General features: G+C 71.6%; 18 protein-coding genes, 3 pseudogenes and 1 riboswitch. Of the genes and pseudogenes, 13 read left to right on the forward strand and 8 right to left on the reverse strand.

Annotation, left to right across the window (positions count from 1 at the left end; all coding sequences use genetic code 11):
* Positions 1-3: 3 nt before the first annotated feature.
* The 9 genes and pseudogenes from aztB (at position 4) to ADK41_RS05610 (ending at position 10,009) form a co-directional block, all read left to right on the forward strand.
* A complete protein-coding gene (aztB, locus tag ADK41_RS05570; RefSeq protein WP_030833431.1) occupies positions 4-864 on the forward strand; it encodes a zinc ABC transporter permease AztB in 861 nt (286 codons plus the stop codon).
* Positions 865-885: 21 nt separating this feature from the next.
* The gene (locus tag ADK41_RS05575; RefSeq protein WP_030833434.1) at positions 886-2,121 is read left to right on the forward strand and encodes a hypothetical protein; all 1,236 of its coding nucleotides are present in this window, start codon (positions 886-888) and stop codon (positions 2,119-2,121) included.
* The gene (aztC, locus tag ADK41_RS05580) at positions 2,118-3,095 is read left to right on the forward strand and encodes a zinc ABC transporter substrate-binding protein AztC (RefSeq protein WP_030833436.1); all 978 of its coding nucleotides are present in this window, start codon (positions 2,118-2,120) and stop codon (positions 3,093-3,095) included. Before ADK41_RS05575 ends, aztC begins: the two co-directional genes overlap by 4 nt.
* A gap of 88 nt (positions 3,096-3,183) precedes the next feature.
* Positions 3,184-4,386: a zinc metallochaperone AztD gene (aztD, locus tag ADK41_RS05585; protein WP_030833439.1), complete on the forward strand. Its 1,203-nt coding sequence runs from the start codon at positions 3,184-3,186 to the stop codon at positions 4,384-4,386.
* Positions 4,387-4,617: 231 nt separating this feature from the next.
* Positions 4,618-4,959 (forward strand): annotated as a pseudogene (locus ADK41_RS42805) (ATP-binding cassette domain-containing protein); the annotation flags it as partial.
* Between the two features lie 118 nt (positions 4,960-5,077).
* On the forward strand, positions 5,078-6,574 hold the full coding sequence (locus tag ADK41_RS05595; RefSeq protein ID WP_030833442.1) for a Y4yA family PLP-dependent enzyme: 1,497 nt from the start codon (positions 5,078-5,080) through the stop codon (positions 6,572-6,574).
* Positions 6,571-7,908, forward strand: coding sequence for a pyridoxal-phosphate dependent enzyme (locus tag ADK41_RS05600; protein ID WP_030833444.1), 1,338 nt, complete (start codon positions 6,571-6,573; stop codon positions 7,906-7,908). Before ADK41_RS05595 ends, ADK41_RS05600 begins: the two co-directional genes overlap by 4 nt.
* Complete coding sequence (locus ADK41_RS05605) at positions 7,905-9,128, forward strand: aminotransferase class V-fold PLP-dependent enzyme (RefSeq protein WP_030833446.1); 1,224 nt, start codon at positions 7,905-7,907, stop codon at positions 9,126-9,128. Before ADK41_RS05600 ends, ADK41_RS05605 begins: the two co-directional genes overlap by 4 nt.
* 80 nt (positions 9,129-9,208) lie before the next feature.
* Positions 9,209-10,009 carry a class I SAM-dependent methyltransferase gene (locus tag ADK41_RS05610; protein ID WP_037805043.1) on the forward strand — a complete coding sequence of 267 codons (801 nt, stop codon included), beginning with the start codon at positions 9,209-9,211 and terminating at the stop codon, positions 10,007-10,009.
* A gap of 129 nt (positions 10,010-10,138) precedes the next feature.
* Here ADK41_RS05610 and ADK41_RS38755 read toward each other — a convergent pair.
* Positions 10,139-10,258: pseudogene (locus tag ADK41_RS38755) on the reverse strand (50S ribosomal protein L31); the annotation flags it as partial.
* 44 nt (positions 10,259-10,302) lie between these two features.
* Complete coding sequence (gene rpmG, locus ADK41_RS05615; RefSeq protein WP_030833453.1) at positions 10,303-10,467, reverse strand: 50S ribosomal protein L33; 165 nt, start codon at positions 10,465-10,467, stop codon at positions 10,303-10,305.
* A 68-nt stretch (positions 10,468-10,535) separates the two neighbouring features.
* On the opposite strand from rpmG, the gene rpmB reads away from it, so the two are divergent.
* Together rpmB and rpsN are read left to right on the forward strand one after the other, a co-directional pair.
* Complete coding sequence (rpmB, locus tag ADK41_RS05620; protein ID WP_030833456.1) at positions 10,536-10,772, forward strand: 50S ribosomal protein L28; 237 nt, start codon at positions 10,536-10,538, stop codon at positions 10,770-10,772.
* Positions 10,772-11,077 carry a 30S ribosomal protein S14 gene (gene rpsN, locus ADK41_RS05625; RefSeq protein WP_030833459.1) on the forward strand — a complete coding sequence of 102 codons (306 nt, stop codon included), beginning with the start codon at positions 10,772-10,774 and terminating at the stop codon, positions 11,075-11,077. The genes rpmB and rpsN overlap by 1 nt, the downstream gene beginning before the upstream one ends.
* Here the strand turns inward: rpsN and ADK41_RS42450 are convergent.
* From ADK41_RS42450 to rpmF, 3 genes are all read right to left on the reverse strand, one after another.
* Positions 11,058-11,591, reverse strand: coding sequence for a hypothetical protein (locus ADK41_RS42450; RefSeq protein WP_199821887.1), 534 nt, complete (start codon positions 11,589-11,591; stop codon positions 11,058-11,060). The two genes, rpsN and ADK41_RS42450, sit on opposite strands and share 20 nt — an antisense overlap.
* 486 nt (positions 11,592-12,077) lie before the next feature.
* Positions 12,078-13,253: a GTP-binding protein gene (locus tag ADK41_RS05635; RefSeq protein ID WP_030833462.1), complete on the reverse strand. Its 1,176-nt coding sequence runs from the start codon at positions 13,251-13,253 to the stop codon at positions 12,078-12,080.
* A 7-nt stretch (positions 13,254-13,260) separates the two neighbouring features.
* Positions 13,261-13,431: a 50S ribosomal protein L32 gene (gene rpmF / locus ADK41_RS05640; protein WP_007387878.1), complete on the reverse strand. Its 171-nt coding sequence runs from the start codon at positions 13,429-13,431 to the stop codon at positions 13,261-13,263.
* A 398-nt stretch (positions 13,432-13,829) separates the two neighbouring features.
* Here rpmF and ADK41_RS42810 point away from each other — a divergent pair.
* Both ADK41_RS42810 and ADK41_RS42815 read left to right on the forward strand, forming a co-directional pair.
* Positions 13,830-14,159, forward strand: a pseudogene (locus tag ADK41_RS42810) (IS110 family transposase); the annotation flags it as partial.
* A gap of 119 nt (positions 14,160-14,278) precedes the next feature.
* Positions 14,279-14,629, forward strand: a complete 351-nt coding sequence (locus ADK41_RS42815) for an IS110 family transposase (RefSeq protein WP_234319003.1) — start codon at positions 14,279-14,281, stop codon at positions 14,627-14,629.
* Here ADK41_RS42815 and ADK41_RS05650 read toward each other — a convergent pair.
* The 3 genes from ADK41_RS05650 to ADK41_RS05660 are packed head-to-tail and all read right to left on the reverse strand — an operon-like array spanning position 14,520 to position 17,439.
* Positions 14,520-15,305, reverse strand: a complete 786-nt coding sequence (locus tag ADK41_RS05650; protein ID WP_030833469.1) for an ABC transporter ATP-binding protein — start codon at positions 15,303-15,305, stop codon at positions 14,520-14,522. The two genes, ADK41_RS42815 and ADK41_RS05650, sit on opposite strands and share 110 nt — an antisense overlap.
* On the reverse strand, positions 15,302-16,417 hold the full coding sequence (locus ADK41_RS05655) for a FecCD family ABC transporter permease (RefSeq protein WP_030833472.1): 1,116 nt from the start codon (positions 16,415-16,417) through the stop codon (positions 15,302-15,304). Before ADK41_RS05655 ends, ADK41_RS05650 begins: the two co-directional genes overlap by 4 nt.
* A complete protein-coding gene (locus ADK41_RS05660) occupies positions 16,414-17,439 on the reverse strand; it encodes an ABC transporter substrate-binding protein (RefSeq protein ID WP_030833475.1) in 1,026 nt (341 codons plus the stop codon). Before ADK41_RS05660 ends, ADK41_RS05655 begins: the two co-directional genes overlap by 4 nt.
* 28 nt (positions 17,440-17,467) lie before the next feature.
* Positions 17,468-17,645, reverse strand: a riboswitch (cobalamin riboswitch).
* Positions 17,646-17,667 lie beyond the last annotated feature (22 nt).

Below are 17,667 nucleotides of genomic sequence, written 5' to 3' on the forward strand. Positions count from 1 at the left end.
GGCATGGAATGGCTGACGGCCCCCTTCGAGGTGACCTTCGTGCAACGAGCCCTGTGGGGCGGGATACTCGTGTCCGCGATCTGCGCGCTGGCGGGCACCTGGGTGGTGCTGAGGGGAATGGCCTTCCTCGGTGACGCCATGTCCCACGGGCTGCTGCCGGGGGTCGCGCTGGCCGCGCTGCTCGGCGGAAACCTGATGGTGGGGGCCGTGGCCAGCGCCGCCGTCATGACGGCCGGCGTCACCGCGCTCGGCCGCACGCCGAGGCTGTCCCAGGACACCGGCATCGGGCTGCTGTTCGTGGGCATGCTCTCGCTCGGCGTGATCATCGTCTCGCGCTCGCAGTCCTTCGCGGTCGACCTGACCGGCTTTCTCTTCGGTGACGTCCTCGCCGTCCGGCAGCAGGACCTCCTCGTGCTCGCGGCGGCGTTGCTCGCGGCGCTGGTGGTGTCGGTCCTCGGTCACCGCGCCTTCCTGGCCCTGGCGTTCGACGAGCGCAAGGCCCACACCCTGGGTCTGCGGCCGCGCCTGGCCCACGCCGTGCTGCTCGGCCTGCTCGGTCTGGCGATCGTGGCCTCGTTCCACATCGTGGGAACACTGCTCGTTCTCGGACTGCTCATCGCACCGCCGGCGGCCGCTCTGCCCTGGGCCCGCAGCGTGCGCGGGGTCATGGCGCTCGCCGCCCTGCTCGGCGCCACCGCCACGTTCGGCGGGCTGCTTCTGTCCTGGCACCTGAGCACCGCCGCCGGCGCGACCGTCGCGGCCCTCGCGGTGAGCCTGTTCTTCCTCTCGCACGTGCTGTCCGGGCTGCGGAACCGCCGTGCGCGCCACGCCCCCGCCCCGGCCCCTGTACTCGAAGTCAACTGAAAGAAGCCTGAGGCGATCGTCATGACCGTCCGCAGAATCGTCACTCCGTGGGCTTCGGCCGCACTGGTGCTCACCGCGCTGTTCTCCGCAGGCTGCGCGGGAGACAAGGACAACGACGCCGGCCCCGCGGCGAGATCCCCCTCCGCCACTCCGCACGGGTACGTCGAGGGAGCACAGGAGGCCGCCGAGCAGCAGTCCCGGCTCCTCCTGAACGACCCCGACAGCGGAAACAGCAGGGTGCTCGACCTCATCACCGGCAAGGTGCACAAGACCGCTCAGGTGAAAGGCGCCGTCCGGCTGGGAACGGACGGCAGGTTCGGCTACCTCCACGCCTCCGGCGGCACCCATGTGCTCGACAGCGGCGCCTGGATGGTGGACCACGGGGACCACGTCCACTACTACAGCGCGGCGGTACGGGACGTCGGTGAGCTTCCCGTGGACAGCCGGGCACAGGTGCGCAGCGACGCCGTCGTGACCGCGGTGACCGACGGGGGCGGGCGCACCGTCCTCTACGACCGGAGCAAGCTGGAGAAGGGCAGGAGCGAGTCCTTCCGGACGCTGCCGGGCACCTACACCGGCGCCGTCGTGCCGTACGAGGAGCACCTGCTCGCCTTCGCGGACGAAGGCGGCACGACCGAGCTCGTCGTCCTCGACCGTGAGGGTGAGCGCGTCGCCTCCCCGGACGTGGAGTGCGAGGAGCCGCGAGGAGACGCCGTCACCCGGCGCGGCGTGATCCTGGGCTGCGCCGGCGGCGCCCTGCTCGTCCGGGCCCGGGGCGGCGCCTTCACCGCCGAGGAGATCCCCAACGGACGGGACGTGCCGGCGAAGGAGCGGGCCACCGCTTTCCGGCATCGACCCGGCAGCGACACCCTCACCGCCCCGGCCGGAGACGACGCCGTATGGGTCCTCGACGTCGCGGAGCGGACCTGGACCCGGGTGGAGACCGGACCGGTCGTCGCGGCCAACACAGCCGGAGAGGGCTCCCCGCTGCTCGTCCTGGAGAACGACGGCTCGCTGCACGGCTATGACATCGCCACCGGAAAGCAGACCGCGCGGACCAAGCCGCTCCTGACGGGAGGAAAGCGGGCCGGCGCCGACGGCAGCGCCCCCGTCATCGAGGTCGACCGCAGCCGCGCCTACGTCAACGACCCCGACGGGAAGAAGGTGTTCGAGATCGACTACAACGACGGCCTGCGTATCGCGCGCTCCTTCGACCTGGACGTCGAGCCGGTCCTCATGGTGGAGACCGGACGATGAGCCGGACCGGGGCGAAGCAGCGCGCGAGGGTGGGCATCGCACACCTGCGCAGTCTGCTCGTGGGCCTGCTCGCCCTCGTCACGGCCGCCACCGCCACCGCCTGCACCACCGACGACGATCGGCCCGACATCGTCGTCACCACCAACATCCTCGGCGACGTCACCCGGGAGATCGTCGGTGACGAAGCCGACGTCACCGTCCTGATGAAGCCCGACGCCGACCCGCACTCCTTCGGCCTCTCGGCGGTGCAGGCCGCCGAGCTGGAACAGGCCGACCTGGTTGTCCACAACGGCCTGGGACTCGAGGAGAACGTACTGCGGCACGTGGACGCCGCCCGCGAGTCCGGCGTCGCCACCTTCGCGGCCGGCGAGGCGGCCGGCCCGCTCACCTTCCATACGGCCGACGACGGCGGTCCCGAGGGCGAGGAAGGACAGCCCGACCCGCACTTCTGGACCGACCCCGACCGGGTGCGCAAGGCCACCGCCTTGATAGCCGATCAGGTCATCGAGCACGTCGACGGAGTGGACGCCGACACGATACGCGCCAACGCCGACCGCTACGCCGAGGAGCTCACGGACCTCACCGCCTGGATGGAGAAGTCCTTCGACCGCATTCCGGAGGGCACGCGGGCCTTGGTCACCAACCACCACGTGTTCGGTTACCTCGCCGACCGCTTCGGCTTCCGGGTGATCGGCGCGGTCATCCCCAGTGGCACCACGCTGGCCTCACCCAGTTCCTCGGACCTCCGCTCACTCACCGAGGCGATGGAGAGGGCAGACGTGCGCACCGTCTTCGCCGACTCCTCCCAGCCCAAACGGCTCGCCGAAGTACTGCGTACGGAGATGGGCGGCCAGGTCCGGGTCGTCGAACTCCACTCGGAGTCGCTGACCGCCGAGGGCGGGGGCGCCGACACCTACCTGCGGATGATGCGCGCCAACACCACCGCCATGGTCGACGGCCTGACCGGCGCCTGACCCGCAGCGTCTCCCCGCCCGCCGGCAGACGGGCCGACACCGTCACACCACACCGCCGCCACCGGGCGGCGCGGAAAGGAACACACGGATGAACAAGTCGATACGCCGCAGAGCCCTCATGGGCACGGCACTCGCCCTGGCGGCCTCCACGGTCCTCACCGCCTGCGCAGGGGGCGACTCCTCCTCCGCCGACGCCGAGGCCGACGGCACCGCGAGCGCCACACCCGCGGCAGCGGTCAAGGATCCGCTGGTCGCCACCTTCGACGGCGGCCTCTACATTCTGGACGGGGAGAGCCTGAAGCCGGCCAGGACCATCGAGCTTCCCGGCTTCAACCGGGTCAACCCCGCGGGCGACGAGGACCACGTCGTCGTCTCCACCGACAGCGGCTTCCGGGTCCTGAACGCCACCGACCAGACCCTCACCGACATCGAGTACAAGGGCGCCAAGCCCGGCCACGTCGTACGCCACGCGGGCAGGACCGTGCTCTTCACCGACGGCACCGGAGAGGTCAACGTCTTCGACCCCGCCGACCTGAGCGGTGGCAAGAAGCCGGAAGGCCGCACCTACACCTCCGCCGAGGCACACCACGGGGTCGCCATCGAACTGGCCAACGGCGAACTCCTCAGCACCCTGGGCACCGAGGAGAAGCGCACCGGCGCGCTGGTGCTGGACGAGAACAACAAGGAGATCGCGCGCAACGAGAACTGCCCCGGCGTCCACGGCGAGGCGGCGGCCAGGAACGAAGCCGTCGCCGTCGGCTGCGAGGACGGCATCCTGATCTACCAGGACGGCGAGTTCACCAAGATCGACGCCCCCGACGACTACGGCCGCATCGGCAACCAGGCCGGCAGCGACACCTCACCGATCCTCCTGGGCGACTACAAGACCGACCCCGAGGCCGAGCTGGAGCGGCCCACCCGCGTCTCCCTCATCGACACCGAGAAGAAGAAGCTGCGCCTGGTGGACCTGGGCACCAGCTACTCCTTCCGCTCACTGGCCCGCGGTCCGCACGGCGAGGCCCTGGTCCTCGGCACCGACGGCGCCGTCCACGTCATCGACCAGAACACCGGCAAGGTCGAGAAGGAGATCCCCGCCGTGGGCGAGTGGCAGGAGCCGCTGGACTGGCAGCAGGCCCGGCCCACCCTGTTCGTCCGCGGGCACGTCGCGTACGTCTCCGAGCCCGGGAAGAAGGCGCTGCACGCCATCGACGTGGAGACGGGGAAGAAGATCACCTCCGTCACCCTGCCGAAGAGCACCAACGAACTGTCGGGCGTCGTCGCCGGACACTGACTCCTCGACGTGCCCTCGCCACATCGGCCTCGACGCCGCGGTGGCGAGGGCGCACCCCTGCCCCGCCGCGGGACCGGACCCGGTCCTCGGCCACGACGGGAGAAGCGGCGTACGGACGCACGCGTGGCGGGGTGCCGGGTGTCGCTCGTGCGGGCGGCGGTTGTCGGCGGCGCCTGGAACGCGTCGGCCCGCACGGCCCGTCACCGACCCACGGGACCACCTTCGGTACCGTCGCCCCCGGACACCCTCGTCGGCGAGCGGGGCGCCACGCTCTCCGGCGGTCGGCGGGCCCGCATCGCCCTGGCCCGCGCGCTGCCGGCCGGGCCGCGCGTCCTCGTGCTCGACGAGTCCACCGCCCACCTGGGCGACACCGGCGACGCCGAACTCGCCACCGCGCTGCAGGAGAAGAGCCGCACGACGATCGTCATCGCCCACCGCCCGGCCGCCATCCGCCGCGCCGACCGCATCGCAGTCCTGGAGGACGGCCTCATCACGGAAGAGGGGACCCGGGAGGAACTCACAAGCGGCCCCGGCGGCGCGCTCGACCGCGTCCTCAGCACCACCCCCTCCTGAGCACGGGACTTCGCCCCGGGAACCGGACCGGTGACGCTTAGGGGCGGGTGTACCTGGAAACGACTACTCCCGAACGACCGTCGCGTCGGCGGTCGGCCGGCACCGGGAGGGGTCTCGCGTGGACGTACCCTTGTATCTGAGGCCCAGGGTGGAGCCGCCGCTCGCCGCACTGCTGACGGACCGGCCCTTCCTGCACTCGCTCGCCGACGCGCTGGGGTCGCCGCTCAACGTGCTGCTCCCCGAGGCCGTGGCCGAGAACGCCGCCCGTTTCCGTGCCGTCTACCGCCGCCACCATCTCACCGGGCGGGTGTACTTCGCGCACAAGGCGAACCGGTCCAGCGCCCTGCTGCGGCGACTGGCGGCGGAGGACCCGGCCGCCGTCGGCGTCGACGTCGCCTCCACGGAGGAGCTGAGGCACGCACTGGGTTGCGGGTTCACCGGCGACCGCATCATGGCCACCGGACCCAAGGACGCCGCGTTCCTCTGGCTGGCCGCGCGCGTCGGAGCCACGGTCAACCTGGACTCGCCCGGGGAACTGGAACGTCTCTCCGGACTGGTGCGCGCGCACGGGCTCGGCCGCGTCGCCGTGCTGGTACGCCTGTCGGGGTTCGAGTCCGCCGCCGGCCGCGGGGGAGCGGGCACCCGGCTGCTCTCCCGGCGCAGCCGCTTCGGCACCCCGGTACGTGACACGGAGGAGCTGCTGTCGGCGCTCGAACGCAACGCCGACACCGTGGAGTTCGCCGGCGCCGCCTATCACCTCGACACCACCGGCGTGGAGGAGAAGGCGCGGGCGCTGGAGCAGTGCGTGCTGGTCATGGACGAATGCCGGGCGCGGGGACTCGCGCCGCGCGCCCTCGACATCGGGGGCGGATTCGGTGTCGGTTACGTCGCCGAGGCGGAGGAGTGGGAGCGATGGACCACCGCGCTGACCGAGGCGGTGCTCGGTGTCCGCCCGCCGCTGACCTGGCGCGGTCACGGATACGGGCTGCGCAACGAGGGCGGCACGGTGCGCGGTGCCGCCGCGCTGTACCCCGCGTACCGTCCCACCGCCGGCCCCGGTTACCTCGACGAGCTTCTCTCCCTGCCCGCACCGGTGCTGGGCCGCCCGCCCGCCACCCTCCTGCTGGAGCACCTCCACGACCTGTACATCGAACCCGGTCGCTCCCTGGTCGACCAGTGCGGGCTGTCGCTCGCCCGCGTGCTGGACGTACGGCTCGCGGACACGGACGCCGGGCGGTACCTGGTGCATCTCGCCATGAACGCGGGTGACATGAGCCTGGAGGAGCACGGGGTCCTGGTGGACCCCGTCCTGCTGCCCCGCGGCGAAGCGGTGTCGGGTGACGAGGAGCCGGTCGGCGTCCACCTCACCGGCAATCTGTGCCTGGAAGGTGATCTCATCACCCGTCGCCTGGTCTTCCTGCCCCGGTTGCCGCGGGCGGGGGATCTGCTGGCCTTCGTCAACACCGCCGGATACGCCATGGACTTCCACGCCCATCACGCGCAGCGGCAGCCCGTCGCGCGGACGGTGGCGGTGGAGCGGCGGGGCGACTCCTGGCGCTGGTGCCCGGACGAGGACTACTGGCCGATCACACCCTTGGGGGGAGCAGTCGGATGAGGTACGACAGCATCACCGAGGCCATAGGCAACACGCCTCTGGTGCGCATCGATCCCGCCGTACACGGTCTGCGCAACATCGACCTCTACGCCAAGCTGGAGATGCTCAATCCGTTCGGGTCCGTCAAGGACCGGCCCGCCTGGCACATGGCCCGGCCCCATCTGGAGGCCGCGGCCGACGGCGACGGGACGGTCGTGGAGCTCTCCAGCGGCAACACGGCCAAGGCCCTGGCCCTGCTGGCCGGTATGCACGGAGCGAGGTTCAAGAGCGTCACCAACCGGATGCGGGTACCCGAGATCAAGGAGCTCCTCCTGCTCCTCGGCGCCGAGATCGAGGAACTTCCCGGGCGCAGCGAGTGCCTCGACCCGACCGACACGGACGACCCGCTGACGCACTTCCACCGGGCGCTCTCCGATCCGGGGAGTACGTACCTGCACACCGACCAGTACTTCAACCCGCGCAACGTCGAGGCGCACGCGGAGGGCACCGGTCCCGAGATAGTGAAGGACCTGGACGGCCGGGTGCCGGACTGGTTCATCGCCTGCGTGGGCACGGCCGGTTCGTCGACCGGTGTCGCCAGGGTCCTGCGTGAGCACGACCCGCGCGTGAGGGTCCTCGGCCTGGTGGCCCACAAGTCGGACTTCATACCCGGCATCCGCACCATCGACGAGGTCCACCAGGTCGGCCTGTTCGACCCGGCGACGTACGACACCATCGAGTCGGTCACCTCGGACGAGGCCATCGACGGGATGCTCACCCTGATCCGCCGCTGCGGAATGCTGTCCGGACCGACCGGCGGCGCCGCCTACCAGGGGGCGGTGCGGCGACTGCGGTACGCCGACGCCGAGCTGGACGGGACGGGGCAGCGCCGGACGGCGGTGTTCATCGTGTGCGACCGGGCCGAGAGCTATCTGAGCTATGTGCGGCAGCGACGCCCGGAACTCCTGGGCCGGACGGCCCGCGGGCACTCCGCGGCGGCCGTCACCGACGCCGAGGCCCATGCGGAGGCCCGCGTCATCGACGTGGACGACGCCCGGCGCTGGTCCGCCGAGGGCGATCCCCGGCCCCTCGTCGTCGACCTGCGCAGCCCGCACGCCTATGCCGCCCTGCACATCGAGGGCTCGCTCAACATCGTCGACGAGGTGTTCGAGGACCTGCTCCGCGGCGGGCTCCCCTTCAGCAAACGCACCCCCGTGCTGCTCGCCTGTCCCGTCGGCGAGAAGTCGCTGCGCTACGCCGCCGCGCTGACCCGGATGGGCCACCCGGACGTCCGCAGCCTGGCCGGCGGGATCGTCGCCTGGCGGGACGCGGGCGCACCGCTGGTGCGCGAATGAGCCCGGCGCGCCCGCGTCCCGCCGTGGAGCCCGAAAACCCGCTCTGGCAACAGGAGCTGAGGGAACAGTTCCCCATCGTCACCGCGCATCCGGAGCTGGCGTACCTCGACAGCGCGGCCACGTCACAGAAGCCGTGTGCCGTACTGGAGGCCGTCCAGACGTACCTCACGACGTCGAACGCCAACGCCGGCCGTGGCACCTACCCCTGGGCCAACCGGACCACGGAACTCGTGGAATCGACTCGGGAACGGGTCAAGGAGTTCCTCCACGATCCCGAACCGGGCTGCTCCGGCGTCCACTTCACCAGCGGCGCCACCGAGGGCCTGCGTACCGTCGCCCGTGACTGGCTCGTGCCGCACCTCGGGGACGGGGACGAGATCCTCGTGCCGTACGCCGACCACCGGGCCAATCTCGACCCCTGGCTCGAGGCCCGCCGGCTGCTGGCCGAGCGCGGTGTCGAGGTCCGCGTGCGGGCGCTGCCGTACCAGGCGGCCTCCGGTGACTACGACCACCGGGCCCTGGCCGAGGCCGTGGGTCCGCGGACCCGCTTCGTGGCCGCCACCCACGTCCACCACGTCTACGGCGGCGACATGAACGTGCACCGCATCCGCGCGGCGGTCGGCCCGGACGTGCCGATCTGTCTGGACGCGGCACAGAGCGTCGGTCACCTGCCCGTCCACCTCGACGATCCGTTGCTGGACGTGGACTTCATGGTCTTCTCCGGGCACAAGGCGATGGCCCTGCCGGGATCAGGCGCGGTGTGGGCGCGCAACGCGCGGGGGCCCGTGTTCCGGCCGGGCGGCTGGCAGGGCACGCCCAACACGGTGGGCATCGTGTCGCTGCGGGCCGCGCTCGACTGGCTCGACGCGGCCGGAGTCGAGCGGATCGCGCGCTGGACGGCCGCCCTCACCACCCGGCTGACGGACCGGCTCGGACGACTCGGCCCGTACGAGGTCCTCGGCTGCCCGGCGAGCCTGGCCGCCGACTCCCCGCTGCCCGCGGCCCAGCGCCGCCACGGCATCGTCACCTTCCGGCACCGCGACATCCCCTCCGACGACCTCGGGTTCATCCTCTTCAGCCACGGTTTCATGGTCCGCGCCGACAGCCTCTGCCAGGCCGGCGCCGACGAGCGGAACGGATCCGTACGGGTGAGCCTGCACGCCTACAACACGACGGAGGAGATCGACCGCCTGCTGACCGTCCTCGCGTCGTTGACGTGAATGGCAACTGATAACCGTTTCCACCTGTAGATTCGTCCGTGCCCACGGATGGACGAGAGACGGACGAGGTGGCGCGAGCGATGGGCGTGAGCATGGGGACGGCCAGGGCGTGGGTGGAGCGCTGGGAAAGGCAGCAGGAGCGGTACGCGGTGGACCGCGAGGAGCGGTTCACCGTGATCGCGGACGTCGTCGAGCACGCCACCGCCGGCCGTGCCCGCCCTCTCCTGCTCGACCTGGGATGCGGCCCCGGCTCCCTGGCCGCCAGGCTCGCCGCCCGTTTCCCGCACGCGGAGATCGTCGCCGCCGACATGGACCCCCTGCTGCTGGAGCTGGGGCGCACCCACCACGCCGACGCCGCCCGCTACGTCGACACCGTCATCGGTGAGGAGGGCTGGACCCGGGCCCTCGGACTGCGACGTCCCCTGGACGCCGCCCTCTCGACGACCGCGCTGCACTACCTGTCCGAGCCGGCGCTGCTGCGCACGTACCGCTCCCTCGCGTCCCTGCTCCGCCCCGGCGGCGTCCTCGTCAACGGAGACCACTTCCCGCCGGGTGCGGCACCGTGCGCGGACCTCACCGCCCATGTGGGTCGGCGCAGGGCGGAGCGTACGGGCGGCCGCGCACAGGAGGACTGGCGGTCCTGGTGGGACGCCGCGGCCCGGGACCCCGAACTGGCCGACCTGCTCGACGAACGCGGACGGCGCCAGGCGGCCCGGGCCGGGAGCGGGGGCGACCAGCAGGTGACGGTGAGCCGCCACGCCGAACTGCTGCGCCGGGCCGGCTTCGCCCACGTTGCGCCGGTCTGGCAGTTCGGCGACAGCACCGTCCTGGTGGCGATCATGGACGACGCGCGCGGGCTCCCCGCTCCCGTCGGGACCTGAAGCCGGCAGCGGGAGGAAGCCGCTTGAGACCGTCGCGGAGAACGGTGAAGCCGAAGCGTTCCACAGAGCCGGACTCATCAGGGTCTCGTCCCGGTCGTCACCGGGTGCCACGCGGAGCGCGCCCGGCCAGCCGTCCTCCCACTCGATCGTCTTGTCACTGGTCATGGTGGAGCGGGTGGGGAACGCGTAGTTGGCGGCACGGTCGCGGAAGACGACGGGACCGTACGCGGGGTGGATTCCGGCCTTCATGGGGCGTCCTTGGGATCGGGGGCCGGAGGTGGAGCGGCGGGAGGTCAGCGTTCTTCGCGGAAGTCGACGTGGCGCCGGGCGATCGGGTCGTACGTGCGCAGCACCATGCGGTCGGGGTCGTTACGGCGGTTCTTGCGGGTGACGTACGTGCAGCCGGTTCCCGCCGTGGAGCGGAGCTTGATGACCGGGCGTGCCTCGGTGCGTGCCACGAGGGTTAGTATGTGGAAACGATTTCCATTACCAAAAACTGACCGTCCGACGAGAGGTAGGTAAGACCTTGTCCGCCCACTGTCAACTGACCGGCGCTCAGCCGGGTTTCGGCAACACCATCTCCCACTCGCATCGGCGCACCTCGCGCCGCTTCGACCCCAACATCCAGCGCAAGCGTTACTGGCTCCCCAGCGAAGGGCGGTACGTCCGGCTGACGCTCAGCGCGAAGGCGATCAAGACGGTCGACAGCATCGGCATCGAGGCCGCCGTGGCCCGCATCCGCGCCCGAGGGGGGAAGGTCTGATGGCCAAGAAGAGCAAGATCGCGCAGAACGAGAAGCGCAAGGCGACCGTCGAGCGGTACGCGGCCCGCCGTGCGGAGCTGAAGGAGATCATCCGCCGGCCGTCCTCCACCGGCGCCGAACACCGGGCCGCCGTGGAGGAACTGCGGCGCCAGCCCCGCAACGCGAGCGCTACCCGAGTGCGCAACCGGGACAGCGTGGACGGGCGGCCGCGCGGTCACCTTCGGAAGTTCGGCCTGTCGCGCGTCCGCGTGCGTGAGCAGGCCCATGCCGGCTTCCTGCCCGGGGTCACCAAGTCCTCCTGGTAGCCGCCCGCTCGCACAACAGGAGGAGAATCCGGCCGTGACTCGGCGCAGTCACGGCCGGAACCGGCCGCGGAGCGTGCCTGCGGACGTCAGGGCAGGCGCAGGAGGCTGAGCCGGTGGCCATCGGCCTGGGGAGTCGCTGCGCGGCGATCGCGGGCACCAACTGTCGGCAGGAGCGCGGCAGCTGAGCCACCAAGGGCTCGGGAAGGCCGGCGAGGGTGTGTGACGCCGGCACGCGTGCACCCGGCCGCCAGTCGGCCAGTTGGGCAGGGTCGGGGCAGTGCCGGTGCATGCGGGCCGCGACCTTGCCGAGGGCGTCGTGCTGTTCCTGGGCGTCGAAGAAACCGGGGCCGGCCGTGTCGAGGGCCGGCAGAGCGCCCGGGAAGCGGTCGGCGAGGAGGTCGATGACCCCGCGCACGTCGGGTTCGTGCAGGTAGGGCAGTACGGCCTCCGCGGCGAGCAGGTGTGGCCCGGTGGTGTGCGAGGCCGCCTTCACGGCCCATGCCTCGTCCGTCACCGAGGCCGCGATCACCGTCCGCCGAGGGGCTGTCCGTGAAGAAGTCTTGGCGCAGGCCGATCACATCGGGCAGGCCGAGGTCGAACCACCGGGCGCGGTTGTTGTCGACACGTGCGTGGCGGGTGTTGAGTCCGGTGCCGATCTCGACCGCGGTGGCGTCGGGGTGCGGACAGGGAGTCCGCCACCCACCGGTCGAGGAGGAGGGTGTGCAGCAGCGCGCCGGTGAGGCTCGGGAGGTCGTCGAAGCGTTCGAAGCCGCAGTCGATCGAGGCGACGATCCCTTCGGCCCGTGCGCCCCTCGGAAGCGCGTGTTCCTCGCGGTTCTCCACGGCGCGGGCATACGGCGGTACGAGGAGGGTCTCCTGCACCGTCCCCGGGCGCGGCTTCTTCCTGTCGTCCATGAGCGGCTTCTCTGACACAAGTGTGTACCGGGCCGGACGGTGCCGTGGCTGCGACCACCGCCCGGCCCGGAGTTTCAGTGCCTCGTCACCGTGGCGAGGGGGCGTACTCGTGCGCGCAGCTCTCGTCGAGACCGTAGGTGTCCCAGGCAGGGAAGGGGTCGGAAGCGGGCAGGGCTTCGCCTTCCTGCATGAGGCAGCCGGTCAGGGCCGCCCGCAACGGCTCCGCATCCAGATGGGTCCCGATGAAGACGAGTTCCTGCGCATGAGGACTGTCGGTGTCACGGGCAGAGGAAGGCTCGAAGCGCGCCACCGAACCGGCCTGTGACCACAGCCCCGTCACACGGGGCCGGCTGGCGAGGGTGAAGAAGCCCTTGGACCTGAGAACCTGCCCGTAGGCGCCGCTGTCCAGAGCCTCCGTCACGAACGTCCACAACCGCCAGGGGTGGAAGGGCCTTCCGGAGCGGAAGACGGTCGACGAGATGCCGTACTCCTCCGTCTCGGGAACGTGGTCGCCGTTGAGTTCCCTGACCCACCCCGGGGCCTGCTGTGCGCGCTCCAGGTCGAAGCGGCCGGCACCCAGGACCTCGCCGACCGGCACACGGCCTCGTACGGCCGGCACCACGCGGGCGGCGGGGTTGAACCGTGCCAAGGTGGCCCGGAGCCGGTCGGCGGACGCGGCGTCGACGAGGTCGAGCTTGTTGAGGACGATGACGTCGGCGAACTCGACCTGGTCCATCAGCAGGTCGCTGACCGTGCGTTCGTCGTCCTCGTACTGGTCCAGGCCCCGTTCGGTCAGTTCGTCGCCGCAGGCCAGCTCGGGCAGGAAGTTGGCGGCGTCCACGACCGTGATCATCGTGTCCAGCCGGGCCACATCGCCGAGGGTCGCGCCGTCGTCGCGGGCGAAGGCGAAGGTGGCGGCCACCGGCATGGGCTCGGAGATGCCGGAGGACTCGATGAGGAGGTGGTCGAAGCGCCCCTCGCGCGCCAGGCGGTCGACTTCCTCCAGCAGGTCGTCGCGCAGGGTGCAGCAGATGCACCCGTTGGTCATCTCGACCAGGCGTTCCTCGGTGCGGGACAAAGCGGCCCCGCCGCCGCGCACGAGGGCGGCGTCGATGTTGACCTCGCTCATGTCGTTGACGATGACGGCGACACGCAGGCCCTCGCGGTTGCCGAGGACGTGGTTGAGCAGGGTGGTCTTGCCGGCGCCGAGGAAGCCCGACAGGACGGTGACGGGAAGGCGCGGCGAGGGGGCGTGGGTCATGCCGGCGTCAGCCTTCGGGGCGGAGCAGGCCGCGCTCGTACGCCTTGGCCAGCCGCTGGGGAACGAGGTACGGCACGCCGTCCACCGTGACCGTCACCAGCTGCGGCGTCGTGGCCTTCCACTGCGCGCGACGGTGCCGGGTGTTGCTGCGCGACATCTTGCGTTTGGGTACGGCCATGGGGACCTCCGGGGGGTGATCGGTGAGCGAGACGGACGATACATGGAAATGGATGTCATTACCATTTTGACGACGGCCGGACTGCCCCGAAGCAGGGCAGGCGGTGGCGACCGGGCCGAGTTTCCTGCGGACGCCTCGGAGGACCGGTGGGAACAGGGCCGGCCTGCCGTCGATGAACAGGTGCTTCCCGCACGGCGAAGGGCCGGCCGGGAAACAGCACGCCCGACGCTGGACGTGGGTCCTGACGTGCGGCTACGGAGAAGGGCGTCGCGCAGCGACACCAGCACCTCGTCGACGGACCGAACCGGTAGCGCCGCTCCTCCTCCGGCACGGATCCGCCCATTCGGCGCGAGATCGCGCTCGGCGTGGACACGCACGGCGAAGTTCATGTCGCGGCCGTGATCTCCCTGCCGGGGAGAAGACCGGGCGCCGAGTCCTTCCCGGCGACGGCGGCCGGCTACCGTCAGCTGCTTGCCTGGGCCTGCAAGCGGGGTACGGTGAGCCGGGCCGGTGTGGAGGGCACGGGCACCTTCGGCGCGGGCCTGTCCCGTTGTCTGCTCGCGCAGCGGATTCAGGTGTTCGGAGTGAACCGGCCCGACCGGTCGGCCCGCCGACTGCTCGGGAAGTCTGACCCGCTCGATGCGCAGGCCGCCGCGCGGGCCGTGCTCAGCGGTCGCGCCCGGGCCCGGGCCAAGTCCGGCGATGGTCCCGTGCACAGCGCACGGATGCGCAAACTCGCCAAGGACTCTGCGGTCAAGGCGATCAATCAGCTCACCGGGCAGATCAATGAGCTGACCAACGCCTGGCCCGGCTCGTCGAACGCCACGCCCCACAGCTGCTCGTACCGGTGGGCATCGGTTCGGACGGTGCAGTCACCTTGCTGGACACCGAGGCGCCCTTCGCCGCCCTTCGCGGAGCCGGCCCCATCGAGTACTCCTCCGGCCGTCGGCGTACGCGTCGGTTCGACCACGGCGGCGACCGGCAGGCGAGCGCGGCCCTGCACCGGATCGTGTTCACCCGGCTGCGCCACGCTCCCCGTCCCGTCCCAGGTGGCGCGGAGGGGCATGGGGCAGTACAGGGTGGGCCCTTCAGCTGCGTGGCTCTTCGGGGAGGAACGTCACCTGCGGGGCGCCCGTGCGCGGATGGACGGCGACTTCCGCCGCCACTCCGTAGACCTCGGCCAGGAGCCGCGGGGTGAGGATCTCGGCGGGCGGTCCGGATGCGGTGACCTCACCGTCGTGCAGGACGTAGAGGCGGTCGCAGTAGTAGGCGGCCAGGTTGAGGTCGTGCAGGGCGAGCAGCACGGTGGCGGGCAGGCGGCGCAGGGTGCCGAGCACGGACAGCTGGTGCCGGATGTCGAGGTGGTTGGTGGGTTCGTCGAGGACGAGGAGGGTGGGCTGCTGGGCGAGGGCGCGCGCGATGAGGACGCGCTGGCGCTCGCCGCCGGAGAGCCGGTCGAAGGGACGGTCGGCCAGGTGGACGGCGTCGACCGCGAGGAGGGCGGAGTCGATGAGTTCGGCGTCCTCGGGGGTGTCGCCGGCGAGGAGCCGTTTGTGCGGGGTGCGGCCCATGGCGACGACCTCGCGGACGGCGAGGTCGAAGTCGGCCGCCGAGTCCTGGACCACCGCCGCCACGGTGCGGGCCAGTCGCCGCACCGGCAGCGACCAGGCGTCGCCTCCGTCGACCCGGACCTGACCGGTGTCGGGTCGCAGGACGCGGTAGACGGTGCGCAGGAGGCTGGACTTGCCGCTGCCGTTGGGGCCCACGAGCCCGATGGTCTCGCCCGGGCGGGCGGTCAGGGAGACGTCGCGCACCAGATGGCGGGCTCCGGCGGTGAGCGTGACGCCGTCGACGCTCAGTTCGGTCGCGGTCACGCCGCTCCTCGGTCGGTGCCGCGCCGGGCGTCCCGGCGCATCAGCCACAGGAAGAACGGCCCGCCGCACAGGGCCGTGAGGACGCCGACGGGTATCTCCATCGGCGCGGCGATCGTCCGTGCGGCGATGTCGGCCCAGACGAGGAAGACCGCTCCGCCGAGTGCCGCCGTCGGCAGGACCCGGCGGTGGTCGCCGCCGACGAACAGGCGCACGATGTGGGGCATCATCATGCCGACGAAGCCGATCGGTCCGGCCGCCGCGACCAGCACGCCCGTGACGAGGGAGAGCAGCACGAACAGCCGGGCGCGGAACCGGGCCACGTCCAGCCCCATCGTGGTGGCCGCCTCCTCCCCGGCCAGCAGCAGGTTCAGGTTGCGGGCCTGCGCCATGAGGACGCCGACACCGAGCAGCAGGGCCGTGCTCGGCAGCCACAGCGTGCCCCAGTTGACCCCGCCGAGGCCGCCGAGGGTCCAGGCGAGGACCGCGCGGGCCTCGTTGCCGCGGTCGGTGGCGAGCAGCAGCAGATCGAGGACCGCGGTGAGCACCGCCGCGATCGCCACCCCGGACAGCACCAGCCGCGACGAGGTGATGCGTCCGCCGGTGCGGGCGGTGGCGTACACGAGCAGGAGCGCGCCCAGGGCGCCCACGAAGGCGGCCACCGACAGGGAGAGCGGCCCGAAGAGGGTGACCCCGAACACGATCACCGAGACCGCGCCGAGCGATGCCCCCGAGGAGACGCCGAGCAGGTACGGCTCGGCGAGCGGGTTGCGCACCAGGGCCTGCAGCGCGGTGCCGATCACCGCCAGGCCGGCGCCGGTGACCGCACCGAGCAGCACCCGCGGCGCCCGCACGTCCACCACGATGGTCTCCCGGGCCCGCGACCAGCCCGGATCATGCCAGTCGGCGCCCAGCGCGTGCGTCACGATGCCCCACACCTGGCCGGGCGGCACGTGCACGGAGCCGATTGCGAGGCCCGCGGTCGCGGAGACGAGGAGGAGGGCGGTGAGGACCAGCAGCGTGACGGCCGGCCGCGTACGGCCTGTTCCCGACCCGGTGGCCTTCCGCCGTCGAACCGTCCGCTCGGTGGACGCGTCGGTGACGGCCTGGGTCACCGGAAGCTCTCGGGATGCAGCCCGCGGGCCAGGTCCTCGACCGCGTAGGCCGAGCGGATGCCGACCAGGGTGGCGGTCAGCGGCAGGACGACGAACCGCTTGTTCCTGACGGCGGGCACGTCGGCGAGCGCGGGCTGGGAGAGCAGGAACGTCTTCTTCTCCTCCACGCTTCCGGCGTCCGCGTAGTCGTAGACGGCGATGACTTCCGGCTTGCGCGCGACGACCTGCTCCCAGGAGACGTCGCCGAAGACGTCGTCGAGGTCGGCGAAGACGTTCTCGCCGCCGGCCAGCCGGATCAGTTCGGTGCCCAGGCTCTTGCCGCCCGCGGTGAAGGCGCTCTTGTCGCCGCTGTCGTAGACGAAGACGGGCACCTCGGGCTCGCCCGCGACCTCGGCGGCGGCCCTGCCGACGCGGCCCTCGAGGTCCGCGACCAGCTCGTCGGCCCGGTCCGGGACACCGAAGACCTCGCCGATGGTGCGGATCTCGTCATAGGTGTCCTCCATCGTCACCCGCTTCTTGCCGCAGTACTCACGGTTGAGGTAGGTGTCGATGCCGGCGTCGGCGAACGCCTTGCGGGAGCGGCCCTCGTTCTCGGCGAAGGCGCTGCCGTAGCCGCCGTAGACGAAGTCGGGTTCGGCGTCCAGGATCTTCTCGAACGACGGCTCCTTCTTCGCCAGTTCGGGGATCGCCTCGTAGTTCTTCCTCAGCTCGGGCAGGACGGCGGAGTCGGGGAAGGCCGTGCCGACCATGCGCTCCTTCAGACCGAGGGCGAGCATGAGTTCCGCCGGGTGCTGGTGGATGGTGACCACCCGCGACGGCGGCCTGTCGTACGTCGTCCTCACGCCGCAGTTGTCGATGGTGACCGGAAAGCCCGCGGGCACGGCAGCGGTGGCCTTCGCGTCCTTGCCGCTCTCGTCGGACGCACCACAGCCGGTGGTCAGCAGCACTGACGACAGTGCCACGGCAGCGGCCGTGGCACGAAGGAACCCGCGCGTGCGGGCAGGGGTGAGCAAAGGGGACACGTGAAGCCTCCTGGAGTCCGCGCTCCTCGGATCGGGCCCGCGACGGACCAGTGTCCTGACTCCCGGATCGACGTTCCCTCCGCCTTCCCGCGCGGTGCGCAGTGGCATGTCGGAGGGGCGCTCCCCGGTCACAGTGGCGGGACCGTGCCGGATTCGCACCGGCTTCCTGTCTCCCGTCGCGGCGATGACCAGGTGATCCTACGTTCCCCCGAGCCGACGGCAAAAGGG

This window comes from Streptomyces caelestis, assembly GCF_001279005.1.
GTDB lineage: Bacteria > Actinomycetota > Actinomycetes > Streptomycetales > Streptomycetaceae > Streptomyces > Streptomyces heliomycini.

Excerpts from the sequence above, each read along its gene's own strand:
- aztB (WP_030833431.1), top strand. The coding sequence starts at position 4 with ATGGAATGGCTGACGGCCCCCTTCGAGGTGACCTTCGTGCAACGAGCC.
- ADK41_RS05575 (WP_030833434.1), top strand. The coding sequence starts at position 886 with ATGACCGTCCGCAGAATCGTCACTCCGTGGGCTTCGGCCGCACTGGTG.
- aztC (WP_030833436.1), top strand. The coding sequence starts at position 2,118 with ATGAGCCGGACCGGGGCGAAGCAGCGCGCGAGGGTGGGCATCGCACAC.
- aztD (WP_030833439.1), top strand. The coding sequence starts at position 3,184 with ATGAACAAGTCGATACGCCGCAGAGCCCTCATGGGCACGGCACTCGCC.
- ADK41_RS05600 (WP_030833444.1), top strand. The coding sequence starts at position 6,571 with ATGAGGTACGACAGCATCACCGAGGCCATAGGCAACACGCCTCTGGTG.
- ADK41_RS05605 (WP_030833446.1), top strand. The coding sequence starts at position 7,905 with ATGAGCCCGGCGCGCCCGCGTCCCGCCGTGGAGCCCGAAAACCCGCTC.
- ADK41_RS05610 (WP_037805043.1), top strand. The coding sequence starts at position 9,209 with ATGGGCGTGAGCATGGGGACGGCCAGGGCGTGGGTGGAGCGCTGGGAA.
- rpsN (WP_030833459.1), top strand. The coding sequence starts at position 10,772 with ATGGCCAAGAAGAGCAAGATCGCGCAGAACGAGAAGCGCAAGGCGACC.
- ADK41_RS05635 (WP_030833462.1), bottom strand. The coding sequence starts at position 13,253 with ATGACCCACGCCCCCTCGCCGCGCCTTCCCGTCACCGTCCTGTCGGGC.
- rpmF (WP_007387878.1), bottom strand. The coding sequence starts at position 13,431 with ATGGCCGTACCCAAACGCAAGATGTCGCGCAGCAACACCCGGCACCGT.